The sequence below is a fragment of the Bacillus sp. FSL W8-1202 genome (assembly GCF_038006165.1).
In the GTDB taxonomy this organism is placed as follows: domain Bacteria; phylum Bacillota; class Bacilli; order Bacillales; family Bacillaceae; genus Bacillus; species Bacillus subtilis.
Map to the genome: position 1 here is coordinate 1,476,343 of NZ_JBBOUR010000001.1, position 12,955 is coordinate 1,489,297.

At 44.0% G+C, this 12,955-nt stretch carries 14 protein-coding genes and 3 pseudogenes; 10 read left to right on the forward strand and 7 right to left on the reverse strand.

The genetic code is table 11. The features are described from left to right. Positions 1-51: 51 nt before the first annotated feature. The 6 genes and pseudogenes from NSQ09_RS07750 (at position 52) to zinU (ending at position 4,494) form a co-directional block, all read left to right on the forward strand. Positions 52-1,257 carry an MFS transporter gene (locus NSQ09_RS07750; RefSeq protein WP_003246358.1) on the forward strand — a complete coding sequence of 402 codons (1,206 nt, stop codon included), beginning with the start codon at positions 52-54 and terminating at the stop codon, positions 1,255-1,257. A 116-nt stretch (positions 1,258-1,373) separates the two neighbouring features. After that, the gene (gene folE2, locus NSQ09_RS07755) at positions 1,374-2,288 is read left to right on the forward strand and encodes a GTP cyclohydrolase FolE2 (protein ID WP_129137447.1); all 915 of its coding nucleotides are present in this window, start codon (positions 1,374-1,376) and stop codon (positions 2,286-2,288) included. Then, positions 2,285-2,869 (forward strand): L,D-transpeptidase, encoded by a 585-nt coding sequence (locus NSQ09_RS07760; protein ID WP_129137448.1) that lies wholly within the window; start codon positions 2,285-2,287, stop codon positions 2,867-2,869. The genes folE2 and NSQ09_RS07760 overlap by 4 nt, the downstream gene beginning before the upstream one ends. Before the next feature lie 81 nt (positions 2,870-2,950). Further along, a complete protein-coding gene (locus NSQ09_RS07765) occupies positions 2,951-3,094 on the forward strand; it encodes a hypothetical protein (protein WP_250621604.1) in 144 nt (47 codons plus the stop codon). A 5-nt stretch (positions 3,095-3,099) separates the two neighbouring features. Then, positions 3,100-3,273: pseudogene (locus NSQ09_RS07770) on the forward strand (hypothetical protein). A gap of 27 nt (positions 3,274-3,300) precedes the next feature. Beyond that, a complete protein-coding gene (zinU, locus tag NSQ09_RS07775; protein ID WP_024572175.1) occupies positions 3,301-4,494 on the forward strand; it encodes a zinc metallochaperone ZinU in 1,194 nt (397 codons plus the stop codon). 48 nt (positions 4,495-4,542) lie between these two features. Here the strand turns inward: zinU and NSQ09_RS07780 are convergent, their stop codons facing one another. After that, complete coding sequence (locus NSQ09_RS07780; RefSeq protein WP_129137449.1) at positions 4,543-5,223, reverse strand: amino acid ABC transporter permease; 681 nt, start codon at positions 5,221-5,223, stop codon at positions 4,543-4,545. Positions 5,224-5,232: 9 nt separating this feature from the next. After that, complete coding sequence (locus tag NSQ09_RS07785) at positions 5,233-6,096, reverse strand: transporter substrate-binding domain-containing protein (RefSeq protein ID WP_072557073.1); 864 nt, start codon at positions 6,094-6,096, stop codon at positions 5,233-5,235. 162 nt (positions 6,097-6,258) lie between these two features. On the opposite strand from NSQ09_RS07785, the pseudogene NSQ09_RS07790 reads away from it, so the two are divergent. From NSQ09_RS07790 to bglC, 4 genes and pseudogenes are all read left to right on the forward strand, one after another. Beyond that, positions 6,259-6,449 (forward strand): annotated as a pseudogene (locus NSQ09_RS07790) (hypothetical protein). Between the two features lie 41 nt (positions 6,450-6,490). After that, positions 6,491-6,805: pseudogene (locus tag NSQ09_RS07795) on the forward strand (RDD family protein); the annotation flags it as partial. A gap of 21 nt (positions 6,806-6,826) precedes the next feature. Beyond that, positions 6,827-7,219, forward strand: coding sequence for a YckD family protein (locus NSQ09_RS07800; RefSeq protein WP_015382734.1), 393 nt, complete (start codon positions 6,827-6,829; stop codon positions 7,217-7,219). A 153-nt stretch (positions 7,220-7,372) separates the two neighbouring features. Next, positions 7,373-8,806, forward strand: a complete 1,434-nt coding sequence (gene bglC, locus NSQ09_RS07805; RefSeq protein WP_017696125.1) for a 6-phospho-beta-glucosidase — start codon at positions 7,373-7,375, stop codon at positions 8,804-8,806. Positions 8,807-8,842: 36 nt separating this feature from the next. Here the strand turns inward: bglC and nin are convergent, their stop codons facing one another. The 5 genes from nin to hxlA all read right to left on the reverse strand — a co-directional run bounded on the left by nin (position 8,843) and on the right by hxlA (position 12,912). Then, the gene (gene nin / locus NSQ09_RS07810; protein ID WP_017696126.1) at positions 8,843-9,241 is read right to left on the reverse strand and encodes a DNA-entry nuclease inhibitor; all 399 of its coding nucleotides are present in this window, start codon (positions 9,239-9,241) and stop codon (positions 8,843-8,845) included. A 26-nt stretch (positions 9,242-9,267) separates the two neighbouring features. Next, positions 9,268-9,717, reverse strand: coding sequence for a DNA-entry nuclease (gene nucA, locus NSQ09_RS07815; protein ID WP_017696127.1), 450 nt, complete (start codon positions 9,715-9,717; stop codon positions 9,268-9,270). 167 nt (positions 9,718-9,884) lie between these two features. Then, a complete protein-coding gene (tlpC, locus tag NSQ09_RS07820) occupies positions 9,885-11,606 on the reverse strand; it encodes a methyl-accepting chemotaxis protein TlpC (RefSeq protein WP_328207008.1) in 1,722 nt (573 codons plus the stop codon). A gap of 110 nt (positions 11,607-11,716) precedes the next feature. After that, a complete protein-coding gene (hxlB, locus tag NSQ09_RS07825) occupies positions 11,717-12,274 on the reverse strand; it encodes a 6-phospho-3-hexuloisomerase (RefSeq protein WP_003234605.1) in 558 nt (185 codons plus the stop codon). A gap of 5 nt (positions 12,275-12,279) precedes the next feature. After that, the gene (hxlA, locus tag NSQ09_RS07830; RefSeq protein ID WP_003234604.1) at positions 12,280-12,912 is read right to left on the reverse strand and encodes a 3-hexulose-6-phosphate synthase; all 633 of its coding nucleotides are present in this window, start codon (positions 12,910-12,912) and stop codon (positions 12,280-12,282) included. Between the last annotated feature and the right edge of the window lie 43 nt (positions 12,913-12,955).

The window sequence follows — 12,955 nt, forward strand, 5'->3', positions numbered from 1 at the left end:
ATCCTTGATTCAGAAAATGTAAAATAATGAGGGTCTAGAAAGGGGAATCTTATGAAGCTGTCGGAACTGAAAACTAGCGGTCATCCACTCACGTTGCTCTGTTCCTTTTTATACTTTGATGTCAGTTTTATGATATGGGTTATGCTAGGGGCGCTGGGTGTTTATATTTCTCAGGATTTTGGCCTGTCTCCTTTTGAGAAAGGGCTTGTCGTAGCTGTGCCGATTTTATCTGGATCAGTGTTTCGTATCATTCTTGGTATTTTAACGGACAGAATCGGACCGAAAAAAACGGCAGTGATCGGGATGCTGGTGACGATGATTCCGCTCCTTTGGGGGACATTCGGCGGCCGTTCCCTGACTGAGCTGTATGCCATCGGGATTCTGCTTGGCGTGGCGGGGGCAAGCTTTGCCGTTGCGCTGCCTATGGCCAGCCGCTGGTATCCGCCTCATTTGCAGGGGCTTGCGATGGGGATTGCCGGAGCGGGGAACAGCGGCACGTTGTTTGCAACCCTGTTTGGCCCTCGTCTGGCAGAGCAGTTCGGCTGGCACATTGTCATGGGAATTGCGCTAATTCCATTATTGATCGTCTTTATTCTTTTTGTATCCATGGCAAAGGATTCCCCTGCACAGCCGTCTCCCCAGCCGCTCAAAAGCTATCTGCATGTGTTCGGGCAAAAGGAAACATGGTTTTTCTGCCTGCTGTACAGCGTCACATTTGGCGGATTTGTCGGGCTCTCAAGCTTTTTATCTATTTTCTTTGTTGATCAATACCAGCTGTCAAAAATTCACGCAGGGGACTTCGTTACATTATGTGTGGCGGCGGGGAGCTTTTTCCGGCCTGTCGGGGGCTTGATTTCGGATCGTGTCGGCGGCACGAAAGTTCTTTCTGTATTGTTTGTCATCGTGGCACTGTGTATGGCCGGAGTCAGCAGCCTGCCATCTCTCTCAATGGTTATTGTTCTATTGTTTGTCGGAATGATGGGGCTCGGAATGGGAAACGGCGCAGTATTCCAGCTCGTGCCGCAGCGTTTTCGCAAAGAAATTGGCATGGTGACGGGAATTGTCGGTGCGGCCGGAGGAATCGGTGGGTTTTTCCTGCCGAACATCTTAGGATCTCTCAAACAGATGACAGGCACATATGCTATCGGTTTTATCACGTTTTCCTGTATCGCGCTGCTGGCGTTTGCACTTGTGCTTGCCGCAGGCTATTACTGGAGAAAAAGCTGGAGCGCGGAAAGCAGCCCGGCGGATGTGTAGGTTTTTGACGGACACGCGTTTGTGCGTGTCTTTTTTATTTTCTCTTGATTTTCAACAGTGAACCGATCAAAATAAATAGTAATTATTACGATTTGTTAGTGAGAGGAGTTTTCTGAATGAATCAACATACGCTGCTCCCGAAAAAAACGGAGCGTCTTCAATACTTTGGATCGGTCAGTCCGATCAAAGGCGAGAAACCAGTGGAAAAAGAGAAAATGAAGGACCTGCAAAATATCAGGAAGGATTATTTTTTTGATATTCAGCATGTAGGTGTCGCTAATGTGTCCCAACCAGTCACAATCACTTCTGCCATGATGCCTGCCGAGCAAACAACGGCTGCGAACTTTACAATGACTTGTAATTTGCCGAGAAATCAGAAAGGGATTAACATGAGCCGGTTAACAGAGCTGCTGCAAGTCTATCATCAAAATGGCTGGGTTCTCTCATTTTCCTCTCTTCAGCAATTTACGAAAGAGCTTGCAGAAAACATGGACATATCATCTGCCACAGTTGAAGTGAGGTTTCCGTGGTTTTTCGAACGGAAAAGCCCGAAGCTTGAGAAAGCGGGTTTGATGCATGCTGATATATTCATGTCTGTCACCTATCGCAAAGATCAGCCGTTTAAACAGCGTGCCGGCATCTCAGCAAAAGTAACGACTCTGTGCCCTTGCTCCAAGGAAATCAGCGAATACAGCGCCCATAATCAGAGGGGAACGGTCAGCATTTGGGCGGATATTCATCCGGCCGCATCGCTGCCAAGCGATTTTAAAGCCGATTTGCTTCACGCCGCAGAATCAAATGCTTCTGCGAGACTGCATCCGGTATTGAAGCGGCCTGATGAAAAAGCCGTGACAGAAACGGCCTATGAAAACCCGAGATTTGTTGAGGATCTCGTCCGGCTGATTGCTGCTGATTTGTTTGAGCTTGAATGGGTGTCAGCCTTTGAGATTGAATGCCGAAATGAAGAATCGATCCATCTCCACGATGCCTATGCGAAGCTGTGTTTTTCGAAGGAAGTGGATAGAATATGAAACTCTCATTATTCATTGTTGCAGTTCTTATGCCAGCCAGCCTGCTGTCAGCCTGCTCCGATCATGCAGAAGAACACGCAAGTATCAATACAAAGAAAACGGTCGAAAACATAACGGACGTTCGAAAAACAGCAAAAACAAGCATTGATTGGACGAAGCCTTCGGGCGGAGAATACCCGGATATTAAACAGAAGCATGTCTGGATTGATGTGAATGTGAAGGAGCAGAAGGCTTACATCAAGGAAGGAAGCAACACTATCTATACAATGATGATCTCTTCTGGTCTTGATCAAACAAAAGATGATGCTACGCCAAAGGGCACCTTTTATGTAGAGCCTGAACGGGGAGAATGGTTTTTCTCCGAAGGATACCAGGAAGGCGCAGAATACTGGGTATCATGGAAAAACCACGGCGAATTTCTATTTCATAGTGTGCCAATGACAAAGGATCAAAAAGTCATCAAAACGGAAGCAGAAAAACTAGGAACGAAAGCATCTCACGGTTGTATCAGGCTGACCATTCCAGATGCGAAATGGATATATGAAAATATCCCTGAACATACAAAAGTGGTGATCAGCTGAATTGAAAACCGTTGACAAAAAGGAAAAAAGACCATACAATTTAAATCGTAACAATTACGTTTTATGATAAAGGGCTTATCATTGGCTGTATCTGTGAAAAGCGGAAAGGCTAAGGATCTTGCTGTCATTGATCCCCATGAAGCGTCTCTTGAAAACTGGAGACGATACACAAGCCGCATTCTGATGAGATATTTGCGCTCTCCATCGGTTCAGCATTTCAAGTAGAGCAATTGCTTTATGCAAGCTGCGGTTTTCCGAATGTCGGCAAGGATTTGCGATGGGGAAAAGGATTAAACGCGGTTGGAGCCTTTACTGATTTATAAATCGGGCGGCAGCGAGAAATGAGCGCGAAAAGCTGCTCTACACCATTGTACATATGGCAAAGTATACAATTTAAATCGTAATCATTCTATTTTAACGGAGGCATTATTATGAAAAAAATTCCGGTTACCGTACTGAGCGGTTATCTAGGTGCGGGAAAAACAACATTGCTGAACAGCATTCTGCAAAATCGCGAAGGCTTGAAAATAGCGGTTATCGTAAACGATATGAGCGAGGTGAACATTGACGCGGGCTTGGTCAAGCAGGAAGGGGGCCTTTCCAGAACAGATGAAAAGCTTGTGGAAATGTCAAACGGCTGCATTTGCTGCACGCTTCGCGAAGACTTATTAATTGAAGTTGAGAAGCTGGCAAAAGACGGACGGTTTGATTATATCGTCATCGAATCAACAGGAATCAGCGAACCGATCCCGGTGGCCCAGACTTTCTCTTATATCGATGAAGAGATGGGAATCGATCTTACAAAATTCTGTCAGCTGGATACGATGGTGACAGTGGTTGATGCCAACCGTTTTTGGCATGATTATCAGTCAGGCGAAAGCCTTCTGGACCGCAAAGAAGCATTGGGGGAAGAGGATGAAAGAGAAATCGCCGACCTCTTGATCGATCAAATTGAGTTTTGCGATGTACTGATCTTAAATAAATGTGATTTGGTCAGCGAGCAAGAGCTCGAACAGCTTGAAAAAGTTCTTCGTAAACTGCAGCCAAGAGCCAAGTTCATTCGTTCCGTCAAAGGAAATGTAAAACCGCAGGAGATTTTGCATACAGGGTTATTTAACTTCGAGGAAGCGAGCGGATCGGCCGGCTGGATTCAAGAGCTGACGGCAGGCCATGCGGAACACACCCCGGAAACAGAAGAATACGGTATCTCTTCATTTGTATATAAGAGACGTTTGCCGTTTCATTCTACACGGTTTTATCAATGGATAGATCAAATGCCAAAGAACGTGGTTCGTGCCAAAGGAATCGTCTGGTGCGCATCTCATAACAACCTCGCTTTGCTGATGTCGCAAGCAGGTCCGTCGGTTACGATTGAGCCTGTATCTTATTGGGTGGCGGCGCTGCCGAAGCTTGAGCAGGAGCAAGTCAAACAGCAGGAGCCGGAAATCCTGGAGGAGTGGGACCCGGAGTTCGGCGACCGCCTAACGCAGCTAGTTTTTATCGGAACTGACCTGGATGAAGAAACGATCACGAAAGAGCTTGATCAATGCCTGTTGACTGAGTATGAATTTGATTCCGACTGGTCGCTGTTTGAGGACCCGTTTAAATGGAAGCTGAATCAATAGAAAAAAAGCCGTCCCATGGGGAACGGCTTTTTTTAATGAAACGTTTGTTTAAACATAATGAGCGTATTTTTTCTCAAGGATATTCTGAAAGACCGCGGCAATGGAGCAGATGGCCCAATAAATGAGAGCGGTCAGAATATACATGGTCATATAATCAAACTCTCTGCCCCCGATGATTTTCGCATGCTGGAGCAATTCCGGCACTGTAATCATCGCAGCGAGAGATGACGCCTTGATTAAGTCGAGCAATACATTGGCAAGCGGAGGCAGCGCAATACGTATCGATTGCGGCAAAATGATGCCCCTCATCGTCTGCCAATAGGAAAGACCCAGCGAGGATGCGGCTTCCCACTGTCCTTTTTCGACGGATGAAATGGCTGAACGGTTAATTTCCGCAATGTAGGCGGCGCTGTTAAGGCTAAAACCGATTAAAGCAGCCGTGACAGCGGAAAATTGAATGCTGATATAAGGAAACCCGAAATAAAGGATAAACAAAATCACTAAAATCGGAACGCCCCGCATAAATGAGATATAGAGCTTCGCCGGCCATCTTAACAAAGCAAGCTTAGACATTCTGGCGAGTGATATGAACAGGCCGATCACAGTTCCCGCAAACATGCTTACAAAAGAGATGAGCAGTGTATACCCAATGCCTTTTATGACATAAGGGAACGATTCAATAGCCAGCTTCGTGTTGAAAATATATTCCCATTGAATGCTATTGATCATGGCGTCCGATTACAAATCAACGTCCTGAACGTCGGCATCAATTTTTTTTGATACATCTGCTTTATTGAAGAATTGTTTCGACAGTTTAGTCAAAGAGCCATCCTTGCTCATCTCTTTCAATGCTTCGTTCATCTTTTTCTGAAGTGCCGCATTGCTTTTTTTCATGACAAGGGCCTGTTTGTTCGGCATGTACTTGATGTCAGGATGAATTGTAATGTTGAGATCCGGGAATGCCGCGAGCGCAAGTGTCTGCAGGTAATAGTCGTTTAAAATGACGTCAGTGCGTCCGTTGGCAACATCTTTTAAATATTGCTCATTCGTCGCATTATCATAAATCACTTCTTTGGCGCCGTATTTTCTCGCGACCTCCATGTAGACGGTTGTAGCCGCGCCAGCCGCTTTCTTCCCTTTTAAATCCTTGAGCGTTTTAATCCCTGATAAATTGTCTTTTCGGACAATTGCTGTACCGTATGAATATTTATATGGAGTAGAAAATGCGAACTTCTTCTCGCGGTCCTTCGTCACATCGATGTCATTCGCGGCTGCGTCAACCTGTCCGCTGTTCACCGCTGTCAGCATCCCGTCAATGCCCATCTCCTTGAACTCAACCTTCAATCCCAGGCGTTTTGCCGCTTCACGAACAACTTCAACCTCGTAGCCCGTCAGCTTATCGGAGCCAGAGTCGGTATCATGATAAGAAGTGGGATAAAGCGTGCCTGATGTAGCGACTACGATTTTCCCTTTATCCTTAATCTGCTCCCAGCCTGTATCCTTGGAATCGGCTTCATTTTTGCCGGAACAGGCTGCCAATATAAGAAAGAAAGCCATTGTGAAACTGAATATAACGGCTTTGGAATGCATGAATGATTTCACCTATAGTTCCCCCAATCTGTTAATCAACTAAAAAGATAGCATTGAACATAAGGGGTTGCAATATGTTGATCGCGTTTTCAAAAAGTTCGAATTGTGTATACAAAAGGCATGGGTGGGTGTTTAAAAGCGTCTATGAAGGGAAGAGGTGATGAAAAAAAGGAATTGTCCAAGGATGAATGCCAGACGTACCAAGGAAACGCATGTGAAAGTGAAGGATGCAGCAGACCCGTCACTCATCTATGCCAATACCGGAAGAAATGGTCAAGAGACATGAAACCGATAAAATTTAAGCCCTTGCTGATGCCCCTAAGGCATATGATATATTCGATGAGAAAGAAAATGGAAACATTTAAACCATAATGGGGAGTCAAATGAATATTTACAAACCATCCGGATTGTACTGCTGTACTCTATTTTGCTGCCGGTGTTTTGGCGCGGCTACCTTATCGGAAAAAGAATCTGCGGAATCAGAATCGTAAAAAAAGACGGATCACAAGTCAGCCTGTTAACAATGTTTTTACGGGTTATTGTAGCCGGCCTGGTTTACGCTATAACCTTCGGACTCGGCTTGATCGCCAGCCTGATTCTGATTGCCGTACGAGAAGACAAACGGACCCTGCATGATTTAATCGCGGGAACATATGTCACTTATGCGACACCAGGTGAAGAAGAACTTAATACTGACGAAGAGATTAGAAAGAGCGAATAATGGTTCGCTCTTTTTATTTTTATGCATAAAAAATACAAGGCAGCAAACCATATGAAAAATAGGATTGGAGGAATAAATTGGATGAAACGAATAACCATCAACATCATCACAATGTTCATTGCAGCGGCTGTCATTTCTCTGACCGGTACAGCAGAGGCCGCTGAAAAACAGCAGCAGCCTCCCGCAAATGTTACACTGACAGATCAGCAAAAGAAAGAGATTGAACAACTGGAAGCAGAGATTCTTAAAAAGCGCAAAGACGTGATCTCAAAGTATGTACAATACGGTATCCTGCCTAAAGAAAGAGGAGAACACATCAAAAATCACTTGGACAAACACTTTGAAATGATGAAACAAAACGGCTTTGTTCCAAAGCACCATCCTCATCCGCATAAATTTGAAAAAAGACATTAAAATGGAAAGCATCCAATGGGAATTGGGTGCTTTTGCGTTATTTACAGGTAGGCAATATTAGCTGAGCTGTTCCGCGACTAACATCGAGTTGATCTGAAACGCGTTTCATAGCCTATGATAGGTTTATCAAATAATTCAGGAGTGATAAACACTATGATCCACCAGCATCCAGAATCTTTTCCGAAACATTTTTTGTGGGGCTCTGCTTCTGCAGCGTACCAGATTGAAGGCGCTTGGAATGAAGATGGCAAAGGCCCCTCTGTTTGGGATGTGTTTACGAAAATACCGGGCAAAACGTTTAAAGGAACCAATGGCGACATTGCGGTTGACCATTATCACCGATTTAAAGAAGATGTCGCTCTGATGGCTGAGATGGGGTTAAAAGCGTATCGATTTTCCGTCAGCTGGCCACGGGTTTTTCCAAAAGGAAAAGGAGAGATCAATGAAGCAGGTCTAGCGTTTTACGATAGTCTGATTGATGAATTGCTTTCTCATCACATCGAGCCGGTTCTGACTTTATATCACTGGGATTTGCCTCAAGCGCTTATGGACGAATACGGCGGGTTTGAATCCAGAAACATCATAGAGGATTTTAATCACTACTGTATTACTCTTTATAAACGTTTTGGAGACAGGGTGAAATATTGGGTTACATTAAACGAACAGAACTACAATTTTAATCATGGATTTATTACAGCCATGCATCCGCCTGGAGTGAAAGACAGAAAACGATTTTACGAAGCAAATCATATTGCGTTTCTGGCTAATGCAAAAGCCATCGAATCATTTAGAGAATATGTGCCTGAAGGCAAAATAGGTCCTAGCTTTGCTTATTCTCCGGCTTACCCTTTATCAAGCCATCCAGAGGATATACTGGCATTTGAAAACGCCGAAGAATTTATGAACAATTGGTGGCTTGACATGTATTGCTGGGGAACCTACCCGCAAATTCCATTCCGCTACTTGGAAAAACAGGGATGGGCGCCGACAATCGAAGCAGGAGATATGGAGCTGCTTGCCAAAGGGAAGCCTGATTTTGTAGGTGTCAATTATTATCAGACGATCACCTATGAACGAAATCCGCTTGATGGTGTGTCTGAAGGGAAAATGAATACGACAGGCCAAAAGGGAACCAATCAGGAGACGGGGATACCCGGAGTGTTCAAAACGAAAAAAAATCCGTATCTGACAACGAGCAACTGGGATTGGACAATTGACCCAATTGGGCTGCGTATCGGTCTTCGCCGAATTACAAGCCGCTATCAGCTTCCAGTGTTTATAACAGAGAACGGTTTGGGTGAATTTGATAAAGTTGAGGACGGCTCTGTACAGGATGATTATCGAATTGATTATTTACGTTCGCATCTTGAGCAATGCAGACAAGCCATCAGTGACGGTGTCGATTTAATCGGCTATTGCAGCTGGTCGTTTACTGATTTGTTAAGCTGGCTGAACGGCTACCAAAAAAGATACGGATTTGTATATGTCAATCGTGATGAAGAAAGCACATACGATTTAAAACGCTTGAAGAAAAAAAGCTTTTATTGGTATCAAGATGTCATCAAGACGAACGGAGAAAGTTTATAAAGAGTCCCTGAGAGTTATTCTCTCAGGGGTTTTTCATTACACAGAAACAGCATCAATAATATAAGTGTCGGCGTGCAAATCTGACATTTCAGCCGGCACAGTCCAGCATGTCAATTGATAGTCTCCTTTAGGCAGATCAAAGGATAGTCTTTTAGACATGATGCTTTCAATATGAATTCCGTTTTCTGTGATATGAAAAGGAACAGTCACTTTTTTTTCATACGAGCTTACTGTTTCTGAACTGTTCAGGCGCAAAAGAATAAAGGCCTTTGTATTTCGCTGTGCCTCAAAGGAAATGGCTCCGTCTGCCGCAGCATATCCTTTTTCAATCGCTTCGTCAGTCCAATCCATTACAGGAGGTGTAGAATCCTTTTGAAATACAGTAAATTGGTGATATGAAATCGAAAGTTCTTGCGGCTTCCATGATTTGATCAATGTGCTGTTCCTCCTCTATGTACTGTTTACTGAATTGTGAATAAAACCTTTGTGCCGTCTGGGTAATCGGTAAGCTGATGCCCGACCCAAGAGCCTGCTCCGCGGTTGTCAGCGGGAGAAATGTATTCTACAGAAGCTCCCTCACCGCCTTCTTTGCACATGGCCATTGGCCATTCATCTCTGTCATACCCCTTTTTGGAAGGTACGTCCTTTAATGATTGCTCGCGGCGTTCCTCAGCTCCGTCTCTGTCGATAGTGCACACCTCTGAGTGCCCCTCATTTATCGCATCCTTAATATGCTTGGCAGTTTCGGGATACCGGTCAGATGGGAAGGCGATTGTTTCATCATATTCTTTCGTTTGAGACGTTTTTTGATCAGCTGAGAAAAAGTCTCCTTTTATCAGGCCGGCAGCTGCAGCTGCTATGATGACGATGACGAGAAGTATCGTTTTTATGATGTCCGTCGTGATGTTCACCTCCCGCTTTTAAAACTGACACAAGAGTAATCCAGAAAGCATTTGGTGTAAAGGTTTAAATTTTATGTTTTACGCTCAGTTTATTGCAGAAATCGTAATTTTAGCAGATCGAAATATTTGTTTTCAGCAAAATACGATTGCCAATTTACAATAATGATAGTAAGTCATCAGCCGTTTTCGGCTTGATTAATCATTTTAAATTGGCTTATGATACCGGTAAGCTCCTCAGCTAATTGAGAAAGTGTTTCAGAAGCTGCGGTAATCTCCTCCATTGCAGCAAATTGCTCCTCTGTTAATGCAGCCGCTTGCCGGGTATTTTTAGTAGATTCTTTAATGTCGGCCGTATTGGCTGCAAAGGAATCATTTATTTGATGTGCACTGGCTGAAATGTTTGTTACAGATGCTGATAAATCACTAATCTCGGCGCTGATTTCACCTGTTGCAGCTGCAATTTCCTTAAATGCATCTCTGGTGTGCTGGATCATGGTGACTCCTTCTGCAGCTTCTGTTTTCACATGCTCAACAGATCTTGCAGACCGGTTCATATCCTTTTGTATTTCTATGATCAGTTTTGAAATCTGCCCCGCGGACTGTTGAGACTCTTCTGCTAATTTCCGTACTTCATCAGCAACAACAGCAAAGCCTTTTCCTTGTTCACCGGCTCTGGCAGCTTCAATAGCTGCATTCAGCGCAAGCAGGTTTGTCTGATCGGCAATTTGGGTGATGACCGATAAAATTTGCTCAATTTGTTTAGAGCGGCCGTCTAACTGGTGTATGATTTCTCCGCTTTTCTGAATTGACTGGTGAATCGCATCCATTTGCGCCTGTACATTTGCAATTTCCTTTTGTCCAATGTCTGCTTTTGATTGAGCGAGCTGCCCTTTGTCAGCGATAGCGGCAGTATTTGCAGAAATATCCCGGATGTCTGCTGAAGCTTGTTTTAATGAGCTTTCACTATTTTCAATTCGGATGATCTGATCTTGGGCTCCATTTGCAATCTGCTGTACAGCTTCTGTGATTTTTTCTGAAGCTTGATTTGTTTCCTCTGCTCCGGCTGAGAGCTGCTGAGAGGCTGACGCAAGCTGAAGGGCTGATTGTTGTACGGTTTGTATGGTATCGTTCAGCTTCATTCTCATCTTATTATAATAGACGCTTAGTTCTGATAGCTCGTCACCGGTTTTGTCTGACACCTCTATTGTCATATCTCCGTTTCCGGCACTTTCAAAGGCGCTTTTTAAAGCGTTCAGGCGCTTGTTGATTTTTCTGGTGAAAACCAAGACAAGGATGACTGATAGCATAATGACGATAACAAGAACGATAGCGAATTGAGTGAAAAGTGATTGTGTAAGTGATGCTAAAATACTTTGATTAGCTCCGGTATACAGCATGCCGATGATGCTCCCGTTTTGATCTTTTAACGGCATGTATGCAGTCTGATAAGAAGAACCTGCTACATCTGCTTGTCCGTAAAAACGCTTTCCTTTCTTTAAAACAGCGGCAATAACTTCAGAAGAAGCCTGGGTGCCGACAGCTCTTTCGCCATTCTTCATGACATTGGTTGCAACACGAGTATCGCCTTGGAAAATGGTAATGGTATCACCTGTCTTTTCACCAAGCAGATCAACAATATCTTCATTTCCATTGATTTGTGTTTGCCCTTTATAGAGCTTATTGTTTTTCACCTGCCAGTCGCCTGACATGACATCATCAATATAAGTGCTGCTTAAAGCGAGATCACCTTTCGCTTTTTCAGTTGCCATTTGTTTCATGTTTTCTGTAATTTCCTTAAGCATCACAGTGCCAACTGATGCCGAAAACAAAAGAATCACCACGAAAACGAGGCAAAGAATTTTAGTTCCTAGCTTCATCTTAAATCGTTTTATCAACATAATTCCTCCTTTTAGGATTTGTAGGTCATATTACTTATCGGGTTTTCGGGTTTAAAGTTTTATTTTAGAAAAAATAAAACCGGCCTGATCTTCAGGCCGGTTGTGTGATGCTATTCAAGGTTTGCGTGGTGAGTGAACATAGTTTCAGAATCGAGTCCTTTTTTCTCCATGAGTTTTAAAATCACTGCATCATAGAAGAGCAGCAAAGTTTGTTCAAATAATGATCCCATTGGCTGAATGGTTTTATAGCTTCCGTTTGACTGGTCTTTAGGAGAACCAGGCATTCTGATGATGAGGTCCGCTTGTTTTCCGATGCTTGATTCCGGATTGATGGTTAAAGCGGCAACAATTCCGTGTAAGCTTTTTGCTTTTGCTGCGGTATGAATCAAGCTTTTTGTCTCGCCTGATCCTGAGCCGATAATAACTAGATCTCCTTCGGCGAGCGGCGGAGTGAGAATCTCACCTACAATATGGGCGTTGAAGCCCATGTGCATCAGTCTCATCGCGAAGGATTTTGCCATCAGGCCAGACCGCCCCGCACCCGCGGTGAAAATTTGGTGGGATGAAAGAATGTGATCGGCAAGCTGGTCAGCCTCTTCATTAGAAATATAAGCTGCTGAACGGTGTAACTCATTGAGAATTTCCGCTACGTATTCAGTCGTTTTCATAGGAGTTATCCTTGGACAATCAGCTGCTTCATTTTTGAAGCTGTTTCCGCCTTATCAGCTGCGCTTGTAATTCCGCCCCCAACAATGACAAGGTCAGGGTTTTGCTTGATCACTTCTGGCAGTGTATCAAGTTTGATGCCGCCCGCGATTGCGGTTTTTGCGTTTTTTACGGTATTTTTGATTGTCGTTAATTCTTCGAAAGAGTTTTTGCCCTCTGCTTGAAGATCATAGCCAGTGTGGACGCAGATGTAGTCAACACCGAGTGCGTCAATTTCTTTCGCACGGGATTCGATATCTTTCACGTTAATCATGTCCACTAAGATTTTCTTCTTTTGTTTTTTGGCTTCTTCTACTGCGCCTTTAATCGTTGCATCGTCTGTAGCCCCTAAAACGGTGATGATGTCAGCGCCTGCTTCCGACGCTTTCATAATTTCGTAGCCTCCGGCATCCATGATTTTCAGGTCTGCAAGAACCTTCAATTGAGGAAATGCTTCTTTTATTTCTTTAACGGCTCTTAGGCCTTCATTGATGACGACCGGTGTTCCAATTTCAACTACGTCGATGTATTGTTCTACCTCTTTGACGAGCTCAATGGCTTCTGGAATGTTGACGAGGTCTAATGCAAGCTGTAATTCCATTGTTGATCAACTCCCTTTCTTGAATTATTGTTCATTCTATAGG